The organism is Aliiruegeria haliotis, assembly GCF_003003255.1.
Taxonomy (GTDB): Bacteria; Pseudomonadota; Alphaproteobacteria; order Rhodobacterales; family Rhodobacteraceae; genus Tropicimonas; species Tropicimonas haliotis.
The window spans coordinates 111,190-126,383 of the sequence record NZ_PVTD01000009.1 but is presented as its reverse complement, the minus strand read 5'-3'; the positions used below and the strand labels follow the sequence as shown (position 1 = coordinate 126,383).

The window sequence follows — 15,194 nt, the reverse complement described above, 5'->3', positions numbered from 1 at the left end:
GTTTTCAGAGGGTGGCGCTGCTCTCAACGCTCTTCTTCAACGGCGAGTTCTTGGCGAGTGTCTGACTGGCGGTCGACAACATCGCAAACACGGCCATCGTGGCGAAAGCAATCGTCAGTATCCGAAACATGCCCCGTATCCTTTTTTTGCCCCAGCCTTTGAACGACCGGTTCAGGTAAGGTGGGGACTTGCAGGGGACCAATCAACGGCACCACGGCGACACCTCGGCGAAACAGCAGGATTTTGCCATCACCGCAATAGCAGCGCAGCGGATTTCCGCGTGCTCACACGAGTTTGACGCCTCCGCTACTCGGTCTTTTCGGCGGTCGGGTCAATCGCACCATCCCCCGTGATCTCCAGCAGGTAGAGCCCGATTTCGGTGCCTTCCGCGATCTCCGCAAGGCCGGCCGCGCAAACAGCTTCGAATTCCGCACCCTGTTTCGGAAGGTCATGCTTGTCAAGGAAGGCCGTCTGGGCTGCGCGGATCCGCTCCGCTGGATCTTCCATCGTGGCTTCGAGGTTGGCTTCATCGAAGCCATCCTTTGCCAGCTGCTCCAGCACCTTGCCCGACACACGGGACGCCCGCAGCAGCTCGAAGCTGAGGGTTGGGCAGGCCAGCGCAATATTCTGCGCGGTGGTCGTCGCAACAATCGTGTCGATGAAATAGCCCGGCGCAGGTTGCTTGTCCTGCGCACTCGCGGTGCCCGCCGCGACGACAAGCGCCAAGCTCGTCGCAACACTCGTGTTCATTGTGGCTCTCCCCTCGCCTGCCCTCTTTGCCGGGTGCCCCTCGACATCACGCTGGTGTCGCACCGGGTGTGCCGGCGGGCCACATCACTATCCGGCTGTCTCCGAGTTGGGCCCACAGCGTTAACCGTCCGGCCCGATCCGGCGCACTGACCCTCGGCGGGTGCCAAAGGCCGCGCCCCTATTCGGCGGCGATGCCCGGCTTGTTCTTGATCCTGTACTCGATCTCGTCGCGGAAGTGACGGATCAGGCCCTGGATCGGCCAGGCCGCGGCGTCGCCGAGCGCACAGATCGTGTGCCCCTCAACCTGCTTGCTGACGTCGAGCAGCATGTCGATCTCCTCGATCTCTGCCTCGCCCCTCACCAGCCGGTCCATGACCCGCATCATCCAGCCGGTGCCTTCCCGGCAGGGCGTACACTGACCGCAGCTTTCGTGCTTGTAGAATTTCGACAGCCGCCAGATGGCCTTCACGATGTCGGTCGACTGGTCCATCACGATTACCGCCGCGGTGCCAAGGCCGGACCGCTGCTCGCGCAGCCAGTCAAAATCCATGATCGCCTCGCGCGCGACATCGCCGGGAAGCAACGGCACCGAGGAACCACCCGGAATCACCGCCTTCAGGTTGTCCCAGCCGCCCCGGATGCCGCCGCAATGCTTCTCGATCAGTTCCTCGAAGGGGATCGACATCGCTTCCTCGACGACGCAAGGCGTGTTGACGTGGCCGGAGATGGCAAAGAGCTTGGTGCCGGTATTGTTCGGCCGCCCGAAGCCCGCGAACCAGCTTCCGCCGCGGCGCAGGATCGTCGGCACGACGGCAATGGACTCGACGTTGTTCACCGTTGTCGGGCATCCGTAGAGACCCGCCCCCGCCGGGAACGGCGGTTTCATGCGCGGCATGCCCTTCTTGCCTTCGAGGCTTTCCAGCAGCGCGGTTTCCTCGCCGCAGATATAGGCCCCGGCGCCGTGATGCAGGTACAGGTCGAAATCCCAACCGGAACCGGCAGCGTTCTTGCCCAGAAGGCCAGCGTCGTAGCATTCGTCGATGGCGGCCTGAAGCGCTTCGCGTTCGCGAATGAACTCGCCGCGGATATAGATATAGCAGACGTTGGCATTCATCGCGAAAGACGCGATGAGGCACCCTTCGATCAGCGTGTGCGGGTCATGGCGCAGGATCTCGCGGTCCTTGCAGGTGCCGGGCTCGGATTCGTCGGCGTTGACCACCAGATAGGCCGGGCGCCCGTCGCTTTCCTTGGGCATGAAGGACCACTTCAACCCGGTCGGGAAGCCGGCACCACCGCGCCCGCGCAGGCCCGAGGCCTTCATTTCCTCCACGATCCAGTCGCGGCCCTTCTTGATGATGTCGGCGGTGCCATCCCAGCATCCGCGCGACTTCGCACCGGCCAGCGACCGGTCCTTGAGCCCGTAGATGTTGGTGAAGATCCTGTCCTGGTCCTGCAGCATCGTCTTTCCTCTCACATCCCTATTTGCCGGACGGGCGGTTGCGCCACATTCCGACAGCCACGACCAGAGCCCATGCGAAGGCGCCCAGGGCGGCAAAATAGAACAACATTTCGTAGCGTTGCGGCAATCCCGTCACGGCAATCAGCGACGGGGCAAAGATCGCCAGCAGACCTCCCGCAGCGATTACGAGCGCCACGATACGTCCTTGCCGGGCGAATGCCCTGTCCTGATCGCTTGGACCATTCACTGCCGCTGTCTCCGTCACGTCCCAGCCTCGACCAGCGCCTTGGCCTGGCCAACCCAGTCATCGCGGGTCACCCGCCCCTTGAAGCCTTCAAGATGGGTGTCGACCCAGGCGATTTCCTCTTCGGTCCAGTTGGCGATCTGGTCGAAGTGGTAGAAGCCGAGGGAGTGGCAGACTTCCTCAAGTTTCGGCCCGATCCCCTTGATCTTCTTCAGATCGTCGGGCTGTCCGTCGCGCGGGTCGTCGAGCCGCGCCGGGCGGGTACCTGTTTCGTCCGTCTCCGTCGCCTCCGTCTCCGGCTTGGCCGGCTTCGGCTCGGGCTTTGCGGCACTCCTGGCTGGTGCTTGCTGTTTGGTGACGCCGGTGTCGTTAACCGGGACATCCGCCGCCGGACGTGGCTCCGGCGCCGGTTCCGAACGCGCTTCCACCGCGCGGCCGCCCTGATCGCCCCAGGGCTTCAGCAGCGGAACCTCGGTCCCGTCGATCCGCTTGATCGTATCGCCGATGGAGGTCGCCAGTGCCACCGAGGCATTCTGCGCCGAAGTATCGCTGCCCTCGACCAGAACCTTCGGTCCGCCGAGAGGCTCCGCGCCGATGCGGCCGTTCTGCGGCCCGGGCGTCGGGACCTTGCCAGCCGCGAGGTCGTCGAGGATGGCGCTGAGCGTCTCCGGCGTCAGGTCCTCGTAGAAGTCCTTGCCGATCTGGATCATGGGCGCATTGGTACAGGCACCGAGGCACTCGACCTCTTCCCAACTGAACTTGCCATCGGCGGACAGCGCATGCGGTTTCGCGGCGATCTTGTCCTTGCAGACCTCGATCAGCGCTTCGGCCCCACAGATCATGCAGGACGTCGTGCCGCAAATCTGAACATGCGCGACCGAGCCCACGGGCTGAAGCTGGAACATGAAATAGAAGGTCGCGACTTCCAGTGCCCGGATATGGGCCATTCCGAGCATGTCGGCGACATATTCGATCGCCGGGCGGGACAGCCAGCCCTCTTGTTCCTGCGCACGCCACAGCAGCGGGATCACGGCACTGGCCTGCCGGCCCTCCGGATACTTGGTGATCTGCGCCTCGGCCCAAGCCATGTTGTCGGCGGTAAAGGCGAAGCTGTCTGGTTGATCGGGGTGAAGACGGCGGAGCATCAGATTGTCCTTTGCGCGACGGTGCGGCAGCCCTCGTGAACGAGGTACTGCGCGCCGATGAATTCACTCAGCGAGGTGAAGACGCGCTCCACCTCCGGATGGGGCTCGGCCGCATCGGCAAGCCTCGGGTTCAATGACAGGAGCTGTTCGCCCAGGCCGGAGATCTGCTGCTCCAGATAGGCCCGGTGGGTGTCCAGCGTTCCCAGGATCTCGGCCTTCATGAGCCCGTTCTCCAACTCTGACAGGAGCGGGGGCACGCGGGTCTGGAAGCGGATGAGCTCCTCCGAACTGCCGGCCATGACCCGGGGCGGCCAGGTGTCCGCATGCATGCCCTCACGGGCAAGCTGCCGCAACTCTGCATCGAGCTGACCCGCGGCATCCACGGTGTCGAAGCAGATGTCCAGCCGTTGTTCGAGCACCCGCGACGAGGATTCGGCCACGACCTGCGCCCGGGCATACCAGGCCTGGATCGCGACGAAGATCGCCGCGGCAACGGTCGAAACGGCGATCCAGAAGGTCGCCGATGCGCACCACGTTCTCCAGTTGCCGACTTGCCCGAACATGCTGGCATGATCCTACCGGTCCACCTCGCCAAACACGATATCCAGCGTGCCGATCAGGGCGGCCATGTCGGCAAGCTGGTGACCGCGACCGATGTGATCGGTGGCCGAAAGATGGGTGAAACCCGGGGCCCGCAGCTTCACGCGCCACGGCTTGTTGGTGCCATCGGCGACGATGTAGACCCCGAATTCGCCTTTGGGCGCCTCGGTTGCCATGTAGTATTCGCCCGCCGGCACCTTGAAGCCCTCCGAATAGAGCTTGAAGTGGTGGATCAGCGCTTCCATGGAGCTTTTCATTTCGGCGCGTTTCGGCGGCGTAAGCTTGCCCCGGGCGAGGACATCGCCCTGCCCTTCCGGCGCACGCAGCTTGGCGATCGCCTGCTGCACGATCTTCACGGACTGGCGCATCTCCTCCATACGGATGAGATAGCGGTCGTAGCAGTCGCCGTTGCTGCCAACTGGGACCTGGAATTCGAATTCGTCATAAAGGTCATAGGGTTGCGAGCGGCGCAGGTCCCAGGCCAGCCCGGCGGAGCGCGCCATCGGGCCGGTCAGGCCCCAGTCATAGACGTCCTGCTCCGTCACCACCGCAATGTCGACATTGCGCTGCTTGAAGATCCGGTTCTCCGTCAGCAGCCCGTCGAGGTCGTCGAGCACCTTTGGAAACCGTTCGCACCACGCCTCGATATCGTCGATCAGCTTCGGTGTCAGGTCCTGGTGCACGCCACCCGGACGGAAATAGTTGCAGTGCATCCGGGCGCCCGAAGCCCGCTCGAAGAACACGAACAGCTCCTCGCGGCCGGGCTCGAACCCCCAGAGCGGCGGGGTCAGGGCCCCAACGTCCATCGCCTGCGTGGTGACATTCATGGTGTGGTTGCCGATGCGCGACAGCTCCGCCATCAGCACGCGGATCAGCTGCGCCCGGCGCGGGGCCTCGACGCCGGTCATCTTCTCGATCGCCAGGCAATAGGAATGCTCCTGGTTCATCGGCGAGGAATAGTCGAGGCGGTCGAGATAGGGCGCGTTCTGGAGGTATGTCCGGCTCTCCATCAGCTTCTCGGTGCCACGGTGCAACAGACCGATGTGCGGGTCGGCCCGCTCAACGATCTCCCCGTCAAGCTCCAGAACCATCCGCAGCACGCCGTGCGCGGCCGGGTGCTGGGGCCCGAAGTTGATGTTGAAGTTGCGGATCTTCTGCTCGCCGGTCTGGGCGTCGCCGAACTTGTTTCCGTCCATCTCACTCTCCGTCCGTCTCTGGGGGGCTGGACCGGACCTCCGGTCACCTGGCGTCCCCCGAACGAGATATCCCTGTTATCCGGCGTCCGTCGCCGCGTCCATCACCGTCACCCCGTCACGGCGGCCGGGGCACCGGCCCTCCACTTCGCGGGCACGCGCTCGCCAAACCGGTCCAGCACGTAGTCATATTGATCCTTCAGCATCTCCCGGCAGGCCAACCGGAGGTCTTCCGGCAAATTGGCCTTGGACCCTTCGTAGAACACCCGGGTGTCCACTGGGCGGCTCTTGATCCCAAGGAAGCCACAAAGCCGATCCGCCGTCTCCTGCTGAAAAAGGTCCTCGTAGAACAGGACCAGCGTGCGATCGGCCGGAAGAACGTTGTCCATCCGTTCCAACGCGCCACGATAATCGGCCCGTTTCAGCTCCGGACCGCCCTCCTTTAGCAGCCGCCGGATCACGTCCTGGCTCCGCTGCGCCATCGCCGCGCCTTCGGCACCCGCATCGGAAGCGTTCATCCGGACCTGGCTCCACAACCGTGCCACCGGGTCGCGCATGATGAAGAGGAACCGCGGCGAACGCCCGACGGAGGCCATGTCGCGCAGCCCGTCCTCGCTCAGCAATTGGTAGCCGGGGGTCAGGTCGCACAGGTACCTTGCCTTGCCGGAGCCAACCATCATGTTGGCGAGATAGGCCGCACGACCTTCCTGCCCGGCCCGGTACATGTCGAGCCGATGCCCAAGGCGCCGTACGTTGGTCAGCGCCTGATTGTATTCCTCGGGCGAGGCCTGCCGCAATTTCTCGACCGCCCGGTTGAGACGGTTGGAGATCCGGTGAACCTGCTCATTGCGGTTGATGTGCAGCGCATCGAAGAAATGCAATTCCTTCTGGTAGAAGACATGGCAGGCCCAGTGGTCCTTCAGATAGTGCCACAGCCAGCTTGTGCCCGCCTTCTGCGTGCCGAGACAAAAGATAACCTCCTTGCCTTCAGGCAGCACCGCGCCGTCGTCGAGAAAACGCTTGAACAGCTCATCATAATCGAGAGCCGGCCTGTTCATTTGGCAACCCCGGCGCCGTCCTCGGCCTTCTCGTCGCCGGGAAGGATGTACTCCGCACCCTCCCACGGGCTCATGAAGTCGAACTGCCGGTAGTCGAGGACAAGCTTCACCGGTTCGTATACCACGCGCTTCTGCAAGTCGTCGTAGCGCAGTTCCACATAGCCGGTGGTCGGGAAATCCTTGCGGAGCGGGTGACCGCGAAAGCCGTAGTCGGTCAGGATGCGGCGCAGGTCGGGATGTCCGGAGAACAGCACGCCAAACATGTCGAAGACTTCGCGCTCGTACCAGTTCGCATTGGGAAACAGCCCGGTGATGGAGCCGATACTCTCATCCTCGCGCAACGCTGTCTTGACCCGGACTCGCTGGTTCTGGTGCATCGACAGGAAATGGTAGACCACGTCGAAACGGCGATCCCGCTCCGGATGATCCACGGCTGTGATATCGATAAGCTGTTTGAAGTCGCAGCTCGGATCCGCCTTCAGGAATTCGATGAAGCCGACGATGGTGGCCGGGGTGGCCTCGATCGTCAGCTGACCGAGTTCGATCGTCCAGCCGACCACGCAATCGGGCCGGCGGGCCGCGATATGTTCACCAAGTAGCTGAAGTGCTTCACTCATGTCGGCGTCGTCCTCGAAGTTGCGCCCGGGGGCTCAGCGGGTGATCGTACCCAGGCGGCGGATCTTGCGTTGCAGCTGCAGCGTGCCGTAGAGCAGCGCCTCGGCGGTCGGCGGGCAGCCCGGGATATAGACGTCCACGGGAACGATCCGGTCCACGCCACGCACCACGGAATAGCTGTAGTGGTAATAGCCGCCGCCATTGGCACAGGACCCCATGGAGATCACCCAACGCGGCTCCGGCATCTGGTCGTAGACCTTGCGCAGTGCCGGGGCCATCTTGTTGGTCAGCGTGCCCGCGACGATCATCAGGTCCGACTGGCGCGGAGAGGCGCGCGGTGCCGTCCCGAAACGCTCCAGGTCGTATCGCGGCATGGAAACGTGAATCATCTCGATGGCGCAGCATGCCAGCCCGAATGTCATCCAGTGCAGCGAACCGGTACGGCCCCAGTTGATGATATCGGCGGTCGAGGTGACGAGGAATCCCTTGTCGCTCAGATCCTTGTTCATCTGGGCGACGGTGGCTTCCTTGTCGGCGGCAGCGGTATTGGGACCGGTCATCACTCCCATTCGAGTGCTCCCTTCTTCCATTCGTAGGCAAAGCCCACGGTCAGAACGGCCAGGAAGGCCATCATCGACCAGAATGCGGCCATGGACATCTCGCCGAAGACAACCGCCCATGGGAAGAGGAAGGCGATTTCCAGGTCGAAGATGATGAACAGGATCGAGACCAGGTAGAACCGGATGTCGAACTTCATCCGCGCGTCATCGAATGCGTTGAAGCCGCATTCATAAGCGGAGAGTTTCTCCGGATCGGGGTCCGACGGAGCAACCAGCCAGGCGGCGATCACGAAGATCAGGCCGAACACGATGGCAATGGCCAGGAATATGAGAATGGGGAGGTATTCTCTGAGGAGGTCTTCCACGTTTGGCTCCTTGTCTTCCCGGCCGGGCGCCGGGTGGTCTCGGGCTAGTTCGCGGTTTACGCGCGGGCTCGGATGGGGTCAACCGGCGCCGTGTCGCGCCCCCGGTCGATATGTTTCCAAACAACCTAGCCCAAGGCGTGTGGCGTCGGATGCGACATGATGGCCCCACATCGTCCGGGGGCAAAGCCTCGCGGTCAATTCATGGCCGGCCACGCGCCAGATCGACCCTGTCTCCGGGGATGCCCCTCGCGCCCATTGCAGGGCAGCACCCCGCAGGGAGACCGCCGCGAAACCGGCGCGGCGACAGCCCTGCCCGGTTCGGGTGGCACGTTCGGGCGCGGCTATCGCCCGATACACAACCTCCAGCCGGGTTGCTGTCGCCCTTCGCCTTCGAAGACCTTTCGGTGGCACTGGACACAGATGAAAGCCACGCGAGGCATCACGCTGACAACGCCGCATTTGCCATTGGCCATACACCGCACCAACTTCCAGCGAATCGCACGCTTCGGCAGAAACGGCATAGGACCCTGCGAAATGGCCGCACGCATGCTGCGTAGAGGCCGCGCCGGGCGTGGTTGCATCACGCACACAACCCTCCGGTCGGCACCAAGGCAGTTCAGGCGGAGACCAGCGCCTCCGCCAGACCGGCAAAGAGTGCCGCACCATCGGTGCCGCCATGCATTTCATCGATCGCGCGTTCGGGGTGGGGCATCATGCCCAGCACACGGTGGTTTTCGGACAGGATGCCGGCGATATCCCCGGCAGAGCCATTCGGGTTCTCGGCGTAGCGGAAGGCGATGCGCCCCTCCGCATCGAGCATCGACAATGTGTCGGCATCGGCCTGGAAGTTCCCGTCGTGATGGGCGACAGGGATCGTGATCTCCGCCCCCTTGCCGTAGGGCGCCGTGTAAGGCGACGCCGCGCTCTCCACCCGCAAACCAACCGGTTTGCAGACAAAATGCAGCGAGCCATTGCGCATCAGGGCGCCCGGCAGCAGCCCCGTCTCCAGCAGAACCTGGAAACCGTTACAGATGCCGAGAACATGTCCGCCCCGCTCGGCAAAGGCCTTCACCTCCCGGCAGATTGGCGCGTTGGCGGCAATCGCCCCGCAACGGAGGTAGTCACCGAAGGAAAAGCCGCCCGGCAAGCCGATGACATCGAGGTTGTCGGGCAAGGCGGTATCCTTGTGCCAGACACGGTGGACGTCGAAACCGGCGGCTTCGAAGGCGACAGCCAGATCGCGGTCGCAGTTGGATCCGGGGAAGGTGACGACGGCAGCGCGCATTTTCGGGCTCCTCAGGACGATAGGTCGGTAATGACGGCGACGCCGGGCGCGGCGGGTCCGTCGAAGGCGGCGAGTTCGGTAGACGCGTCCGAAAGCCGGACGCGGCGAGAGACGAGTGGCGAGAGGTCCAACCCACGCGCCTCGATCAGGTTCAGAAGGCTCGGGTAGCGCCACGAGGGCATGCCCCGGGTCCCGAAAAGGGCAAGCTGCCCGGCATAAACGGCATCCATGGGGATCGGCATGGTCACATGGTCGCCCGCAGGCATTCCGACCTGCACCATGCGCCCTAGTTTCTTGAGCGACTTCAAGGCGCTTACGGTCGTCTCCTCGACTCCGAGCGCCTCGACAGCCACGTCCGCGCCGCCGCCGGTGATATCCCGAACGGCCGCTGCGGCATCGGTGGCAGCGGCGTTGGCCACGGCCTCCGCCCCCAGCGACAGGGCATAGTTCAGCTTCTCCGGCACGATATCGACAACAACCACCTTCGCACCGAGCGCCTTGCCCAGCATGAGCGCGGAGAGACCGATCCCCCCGCCCCCGAAGATCGCCAGCCACTCGCCGGGCGCGAGCGCCGCGCGCCCCGTCAGCGCGTGCCAGGCGGTTGTGACCCGGCAGCCCATGGCTGCGGCGATTGCCGGGTCCATCCAGGGCGGCAGTGCGGCGAGGTTGGCGTCCGCAAAGGGAACTGCGATGCGTTGGGCAAAGGCGCCGGCGCGGGTGAAGCCGGGCAGCGCCTGGTCAGGGCAGATCGTCTGCCGGCCGCTGGCACAGGACGGACAGGTGCCGCAGGCGAGAATGAAGGGCGCGATCACCCGATCGCCGGGCGCCCAGCGGGTGACGCCTTCGCCAACCGCGACCACCTCGCCGCAATACTCGTGACCGGGGACATGGGGCAGATCGACCGGGTCGCCTCCGGACCAGACATGCCAGTCGGAACGGCAGATCCCGCACGCCAGCACTTCAAGCACGACACCGCCTTCCGGCACCTCCGGTTCCGGCAGGTCGCGGATCTCCAGCGGAGCGCGAAACGCGCTGAGAACGGCACCCTTCACGCGGCGCCGCCCGCCAGCCAACGCTGGACCTTCACGTGGAGCAGAAACGCCGGGACCGCGGTCACGGCCGCAAGGGCGAGGATAACGAGGCCGGGCAGCCAGTTGTGGGCGCCGGGCAGGACGACATTGGCCTTGCGCGCGGGGAAATACCGGATCTCATGCCGGGAGCCGATCTCGAAATCGAAATCCGGGCTGGAGGAGCCGCTTGTCGCCTCGGTCATCTCGCCATCGCTCCACATGTACCGGAAGACCGGCCCGTAATTCGTTGTTCCCCGGTCGAAAACCGTCTCACCCTGCCAGGCATAGACACGCACGACCTCGCCCTCGGTGGGTGTGCTGGCGAGGTGACGATAGCCTTCCCATGCCAGCATCAGCAGACCCGCGACCGCAAGCAGCCCCGGCAGGACCCAGACCAGCACCCGGAGCCGCCACGACACCTCCCGCTTTCCATCGGGCCCGGTGCGCCAGAGGAAAGGTCGGGAGGCCGGCATCGGGTCAACCGATCTCGACGCGGTAGCTCTCGATCACGGTGTTGGCGAGCAGCTTCTCGCACATGTCGGTCACTGTGGCCTCGGCGGTCGTTGCGTCCGCTTCCGCAAGGTCCAGTTCGATCACCTTGCCCTGGCGCACGGCGTCCACCCCTGCGAATCCCAGGGCACCGAGCGCGGATTTCACCGCCTCGCCCTGCGGATCCAGAACGCCGTTCTTCAGCATCACGGTGACTGTGGCTTTCATCTGCTCGTCCTTTTGGCTGGCCCTCTCGGGGCCGGGTCGTCCCGCCCGCGCCCCACGACGAGGCGCAGGGGCTTTCAATTGATCAACGTCGGCTTGCCCAGCGGCGGGGCGTTCTGCGGCAGGACGCCAAGGCGCCGGGCCACTTCGGTGTAGGCATCGGCCAGACTGCCGAGATCCCGCCGGAACACGTCCTTGTCGAGCTTCTGTCCGGTCTCGATATCCCACAGACGACAGGAATCGGGGCTGATCTCGTCGGCCACGACGAGCCGCATGTAGTCGCCTTCCCAGACCCGACCGATCTCGATCTTGAAGTCCACCAGCTTGATGCCAACCCCCATCATCAGCCCGGACATGAAATCGTTCACCCGCAGCGCCAGCGCAACCATGTCGTCCATATCCTGCTGCGCGGCCCAGCCGAAGGCGATGATATGCTCCTCGGTGACCAGCGGATCGCCGAGCGCGTCATCCTTGTAGTAGAATTCCACGATCGGACGCGGCAGCGCCGTACCTTCCTCTATACCAAGACGTTTGGAGATCGAGCCGGCGGCGACGTTCCTCACGACAACCTCAAGCGGAATTATCTCAACGGCACGAACCAGTTGCTCGCGCATGTTGATGCGCTTTATGAAGTGCGTCGGTACCCCGATGTTGTTCAGCCCGGACATGAAGTACTCGCACAGGCGGTTGTTCAGAACGCCCTTGCCCTCGACCACGTCCCGTTTCTCGGCGTTGAACGCGGTGGCATCGTCCTTGAAATACTGCACGATGGTCCCGGGTTCGGGGCCTTCGTAGAGAATCTTGGCCTTGCCTTCGTAGATCTTCTTGCGACGTGCCATGGGATCCTTTCATCGGCCCGTCTCGGGGGGGTCCCGCGGGCATTATCCGTGCTGCCCTATAAGGCAAGCCCGTGAATGCCGCAAGCGCAGCGCAATTGGCAGCACGGCGCGGCATCGGCTTCGGTTGACACCGCGCAAGCAACATCAGACGCTTGGCGGAAGACCCCGACGGCACACTGCCCGGCAGGGAAGTGGAGTGGAGCAGGAATGACCGAGGATTTTGCCCTTATCGACTTTGCCGTGTCGGCGAGGCCGCCCGCGGAGATTGCCGAGGCGATCGGCAGGGTCCGTGCGTCGGCGGCCCGTGCGCGGCTGGCAAGCGAAAGCCCGGCCCCGGCCGGGCGCGGTTTCCTCAGCCGGGTGTTCCGCCGTGCGCCACAGGCACGGGCGGAGGCCGAGGCGGTTTCCAACCTGCGCATCCAGCCTCGCGGCACGCTCAGTCCCGGCCCGCTCACGCGTGTTCTCGTCACCGAACTGGGCTACGCAACCTCCGAAAGCCCGGTCCGGATCACCGCGCCACTCGGCGCCGGGGGGCTGTCCCTGATCGAGTTCCGCGACGGCGATGCCGAAAGCTCCGCATTCTGCGCGGGATTGAGCGCGGAGATGCCGGGCGACGAGCTGTTCTATTTCCGGTACTCCGGCAGCCGGCACCCCGGGGCCCACTTCGCCTTTCATGTCTACCAGGACGGTCGCCTGACCCGCCGGGCGGTCTCCTTCAGTGCCGATGGCACCGCGCCGGAGGCCGAGTGGACCGGGATCGACGCAGGCATGCCACACCCGCTGGAGACCGACAGCTTGCCGCCGCCCGGCACCCCCCATGCCGGCATCATGACACCGGTGCGCCAGGCCACCATACTGGAGGCGCTCGGGATCGACCCCGAGACACTCTTCACGGGGTGGGACGAGACGACGGTGGTGCTCGAACTGTCGTCTGATCCCGGCGGCCGGCCGCTCTCGGAGGCGCAGGCGGAGATTCATCGCCAACGCACCGATGGCGCCCCTGCCCTTCAGGACGTTCTGGTGGACACTCCGCCGCCGCCGCAGGTGCCGCCAAACGCGTCGTTGCGTGAGGTCGCGAAAGCGGCAGCATTGGCGCAGCAACCGGCGGACGCCGCCCAACCCCCGCAGCAGCCTGCCCCCCCGAAGCCGCCCCAGTCGCCGCACGAACAGCCCGCGTCGGAGCCGTCCTGGGAAGAAGAGGTCACGAGTCTGCTGGTTGCGGCGGTCGAGACCACGCTGCCCGCCGAGGAACAGGTTGCCTGGCTCGACGCGCTGACGGCGACGCTGGTGTCCGGTGACATCGACTCCGCATTGCGGGAGGCCAACAGAATGATTGCGCTTGGTGATCGGCCCGAGGCCGACAAGCAGGCCGCCTCGGCCCGGCTTGCCGAGCTTTTCGGGGTCGCGGACTAGGGCGGCAGGTCGCAGGGGCGGTTCTCCCCTAGGAATGACGCCGGGCCTCACATACATTGAGAGTGAGGAGACTTTTCGGTAGGGAGACCAGCAACATGACCACGTTCGACGAACGCGAAGCCGCCTTCGAAGCCAAGTATGTGCATGATGCCGGGTTGGAGTTCATGGCACAGGCATCACGCAACAAGCGGATCGCCTTCTGGGCCGCGGCGCTGATGGGCAAATCGGCCGAAGAGGCCGTCCGCTATGCCAAGGATATCATCCGCACGGATCTGGAAGAGGCCGGGGCCGAAGTGGTCGTGCAGAAGCTCATGGCCGACCTCGGCGACCTCGCCACGGAGGACGCGATTCGGGAGCGCATGGCGCGCTACCTGAACGAGGCGCGCATCAAGGCGAGCGAGGAAGGCATCGTGACGGTGCTGTGACCCTTCGGGCCGAGTAAAGAAGGAAAGCGCGCCGTTTTTGCGCGCTTTTTCTGTTCAGGGCCAATCGCTGATCGTGGACCCGACAGGATTGCCGTGCAACGGAAGCGGCACGCTTGCGCTGTTCAGAACGCCTTTAGCGACATTGGCTTGCGCACGCCGACCGGCAATCCGCCAGCACGGCGCCGCAAGGCAATCGACCGCCTTTGACGCGGAACGAAACCCAACGCAGGTACCCCAGCGGTATGGCTGCCCCGGCGTGCCGACCATTTGCCAGCCTCATGATCTTCATGACTGCTAATCAATTGCACCGGCTGGGCACCTGTGACATCAGCAGCCATCGGGTCGCAAGCGGTGCGGCCACCAAGGAACGGACCTGCTTCGATGAGTGATGCGCTTTCCCGGCTGATGGCCGAACGGGACTGGTTGATGGCCGATGGGGCCACCGGCACAACACTGTTCAACATGGGGCTGCAATCGGGCGATGCGCCGGAACTTTGGAACGCGGACGCGCCGGAAAAGATCCGGGCTCTTTACCAGGGGCCGGTCGATGCGGGCAGCGACATTTTCCTGACCAATACTTTTGGTGGCAACGCCTCCCGGCTGAAGCTTCACAGCGCCGAGTCCCGTGTTCGGGAGTTGAACCGGTTGGGCTGTGCACTGGGGCGCGAAGTGGCGGACAAGGCCGGCCGGCCGGTTATCGTCGCCGGATCGATGGGACCGACCGGAGAGATAATGGCGCCGATGGGCAGCCTGACCCACGAGCTGGCGGTGGAAATGTTCCACGAGCAGGCCGAGGGCATGAAAGAAGGCGGCGCCGACGTCGTCTGGGTGGAGACGATCTCCGCCCCCGAGGAATACCGTGCCGCCGCCGAAGCCTGCCTTCTGGCGCAGATGCCCTGGGTTGGCACGATGAGTTTCGACACTGCCGGTCGCACCATGATGGGCGTGACGTCCGCCGACATGGTGACCCTGGTGGGCAAGCTCGATCACGCACCGCTGGCCTTCGGGGCCAATTGCGGGGTGGGATCGTCGGACCTGCTGCGCACGGTCCTCGGGTTCACGGCGCTGGCGCCGGAGATCCCGGTGGTGGCGAAAGGCAATGCGGGCATCCCAAAGTATGTCGATGGTCACATCCACTATGACGGCACGCCGGACCTGATGGCCGAGTATGCCGTGCTGGCGCGGGATTCCGGTGCCAAGATCATTGGCGGATGCTGCGGCACGACGCCCGAACACCTCACCGCGATGCGCGCCGCCCTCGAGAGTCAGCCGAGGGGTGCACGGCCGACGCTGGAAGGCATCGCGGAAAAACTCGGCGGCTATTCCTCGGCCAGTGACGGCACCGATGGTGACGCCCCGGCAACCCGGACCCGCCGGCGGCGGCGCGGCTGAACGCCTGCCCCAAGACGGGACTCCCGCGCCCCTGACCGAGGTGGAATGCAGCGAGAGGCAGCTTTCG

General features: G+C 64.6%; 19 protein-coding genes. 3 read left to right on the top strand and 16 right to left on the bottom strand.

Annotated features, from left to right (window positions below; genetic code table 11):
* Window positions 1-4 precede the first annotated feature (4 nt).
* From CLV78_RS24810 to purC, 16 genes are all read right to left on the bottom strand, one after another.
* The gene (locus tag CLV78_RS24810; RefSeq protein ID WP_281261155.1) at window positions 5-130 is read right to left on the bottom strand and encodes a hypothetical protein; all 126 of its coding nucleotides are present in this window, start codon (window positions 128-130) and stop codon (window positions 5-7) included.
* 176 nt (window positions 131-306) lie between these two features.
* Window positions 307-750: a DUF5333 family protein gene (locus tag CLV78_RS18420; RefSeq protein ID WP_106206774.1), complete on the bottom strand. Its 444-nt coding sequence runs from the start codon at window positions 748-750 to the stop codon at window positions 307-309.
* A gap of 178 nt (window positions 751-928) precedes the next feature.
* Window positions 929-2,209, bottom strand: coding sequence for an NADH-quinone oxidoreductase subunit NuoF (gene nuoF, locus CLV78_RS18415; protein WP_106206772.1), 1,281 nt, complete (start codon window positions 2,207-2,209; stop codon window positions 929-931).
* 19 nt (window positions 2,210-2,228) lie between these two features.
* Window positions 2,229-2,456 (bottom strand): DUF5337 domain-containing protein, encoded by a 228-nt coding sequence (locus tag CLV78_RS18410; RefSeq protein WP_106206770.1) that lies wholly within the window; start codon window positions 2,454-2,456, stop codon window positions 2,229-2,231.
* 14 nt (window positions 2,457-2,470) lie between these two features.
* A complete protein-coding gene (locus CLV78_RS18405; RefSeq protein ID WP_106206768.1) occupies window positions 2,471-3,598 on the bottom strand; it encodes an NADH-quinone oxidoreductase subunit E in 1,128 nt (375 codons plus the stop codon).
* Window positions 3,598-4,161 (bottom strand): hypothetical protein, encoded by a 564-nt coding sequence (locus CLV78_RS18400; RefSeq protein WP_106206766.1) that lies wholly within the window; start codon window positions 4,159-4,161, stop codon window positions 3,598-3,600. Before CLV78_RS18400 ends, CLV78_RS18405 begins: the two co-directional genes overlap by 1 nt.
* A gap of 12 nt (window positions 4,162-4,173) precedes the next feature.
* Entirely contained in the window at window positions 4,174-5,394 is a 1,221-nt protein-coding gene (locus CLV78_RS18395; RefSeq protein ID WP_106206764.1) for an NADH-quinone oxidoreductase subunit D, read from the bottom strand.
* Window positions 5,395-5,501: 107 nt separating this feature from the next.
* Entirely contained in the window at window positions 5,502-6,449 is a 948-nt protein-coding gene (locus tag CLV78_RS18390; RefSeq protein ID WP_106206762.1) for a sulfotransferase, read from the bottom strand.
* The gene (locus CLV78_RS18385) at window positions 6,446-7,066 is read right to left on the bottom strand and encodes an NADH-quinone oxidoreductase subunit C (protein WP_106206760.1); all 621 of its coding nucleotides are present in this window, start codon (window positions 7,064-7,066) and stop codon (window positions 6,446-6,448) included. The genes CLV78_RS18390 and CLV78_RS18385 overlap by 4 nt, the downstream gene beginning before the upstream one ends.
* A gap of 33 nt (window positions 7,067-7,099) precedes the next feature.
* Complete coding sequence (locus CLV78_RS18380; protein ID WP_106206878.1) at window positions 7,100-7,624, bottom strand: NuoB/complex I 20 kDa subunit family protein; 525 nt, start codon at window positions 7,622-7,624, stop codon at window positions 7,100-7,102.
* Window positions 7,624-7,989 carry an NADH-quinone oxidoreductase subunit A gene (locus CLV78_RS18375; protein ID WP_106206758.1) on the bottom strand — a complete coding sequence of 122 codons (366 nt, stop codon included), beginning with the start codon at window positions 7,987-7,989 and terminating at the stop codon, window positions 7,624-7,626. Before CLV78_RS18375 ends, CLV78_RS18380 begins: the two co-directional genes overlap by 1 nt.
* 616 nt (window positions 7,990-8,605) lie before the next feature.
* Entirely contained in the window at window positions 8,606-9,274 is a 669-nt protein-coding gene (gene purQ, locus CLV78_RS18370) for a phosphoribosylformylglycinamidine synthase subunit PurQ (RefSeq protein ID WP_106206756.1), read from the bottom strand.
* An 11-nt stretch (window positions 9,275-9,285) separates the two neighbouring features.
* Window positions 9,286-10,326 carry an alcohol dehydrogenase catalytic domain-containing protein gene (locus CLV78_RS18365; protein WP_106206876.1) on the bottom strand — a complete coding sequence of 347 codons (1,041 nt, stop codon included), beginning with the start codon at window positions 10,324-10,326 and terminating at the stop codon, window positions 9,286-9,288.
* Window positions 10,323-10,763, bottom strand: coding sequence for a DUF3592 domain-containing protein (locus CLV78_RS18360; protein WP_146136726.1), 441 nt, complete (start codon window positions 10,761-10,763; stop codon window positions 10,323-10,325). The genes CLV78_RS18365 and CLV78_RS18360 overlap by 4 nt, the downstream gene beginning before the upstream one ends.
* A gap of 58 nt (window positions 10,764-10,821) precedes the next feature.
* Window positions 10,822-11,061 carry a phosphoribosylformylglycinamidine synthase subunit PurS gene (purS, locus tag CLV78_RS18355; protein WP_106206753.1) on the bottom strand — a complete coding sequence of 80 codons (240 nt, stop codon included), beginning with the start codon at window positions 11,059-11,061 and terminating at the stop codon, window positions 10,822-10,824.
* Window positions 11,062-11,135: 74 nt separating this feature from the next.
* A complete protein-coding gene (gene purC / locus CLV78_RS18350; RefSeq protein ID WP_106206751.1) occupies window positions 11,136-11,897 on the bottom strand; it encodes a phosphoribosylaminoimidazolesuccinocarboxamide synthase in 762 nt (253 codons plus the stop codon).
* A 207-nt stretch (window positions 11,898-12,104) separates the two neighbouring features.
* Between purC and CLV78_RS18345 the strand changes: the two genes are divergently transcribed.
* From CLV78_RS18345 to bmt, 3 genes are all read left to right on the top strand, one after another.
* Window positions 12,105-13,310, top strand: a complete 1,206-nt coding sequence (locus CLV78_RS18345; protein ID WP_106206749.1) for a hypothetical protein — start codon at window positions 12,105-12,107, stop codon at window positions 13,308-13,310.
* A gap of 95 nt (window positions 13,311-13,405) precedes the next feature.
* Window positions 13,406-13,735 carry a DUF1476 domain-containing protein gene (locus tag CLV78_RS18340; RefSeq protein ID WP_106206747.1) on the top strand — a complete coding sequence of 110 codons (330 nt, stop codon included), beginning with the start codon at window positions 13,406-13,408 and terminating at the stop codon, window positions 13,733-13,735.
* Between the two features lie 381 nt (window positions 13,736-14,116).
* Window positions 14,117-15,127 (top strand): betaine--homocysteine S-methyltransferase, encoded by a 1,011-nt coding sequence (gene bmt, locus CLV78_RS18335; protein WP_106206745.1) that lies wholly within the window; start codon window positions 14,117-14,119, stop codon window positions 15,125-15,127.
* Window positions 15,128-15,194 lie beyond the last annotated feature (67 nt).